Here is a 236-nt window from a genome sequence, read left to right as displayed (position 1 = left end):
ATGCCCACTTTGATTTCCATTCGAGCAACGGCTCGATCGAGGTCACGTCCAAGGACCTTGGCGCAAACGATATAGCGTGGCTTCAAGGCATGCTTAACGGAAACGCTTCACTCGTCGCTTCGGTTAACGCTTTTCATAGTGACGCGGTTAGCGGCTATGCAAAGTGGTCTGAAGCGGATGGAACGCCGCTCACCGCATCCCAGTCCGACGCGGTTAGCGAGAAAGCGGACGCGCTC

The 236-nt window shown here is 55.9% G+C and carries 1 pseudogene; it reads left to right on the top strand.

Going from position 1 to position 236, the window contains the following annotated elements:
* A pseudogene (locus SB816_RS34980) lies at window positions 1-236 on the top strand (hypothetical protein); the annotation flags it as partial.

Source organism: Achromobacter sp. SIMBA_011 (assembly GCF_046535435.1).
Classification (GTDB): Bacteria; Pseudomonadota; Gammaproteobacteria; order Burkholderiales; family Burkholderiaceae_B; genus Achromobacter; species Achromobacter dolens.
Note: the sequence above shows the minus strand (reverse complement) of the source record. Positions and strands in the feature narration are given on the sequence as shown.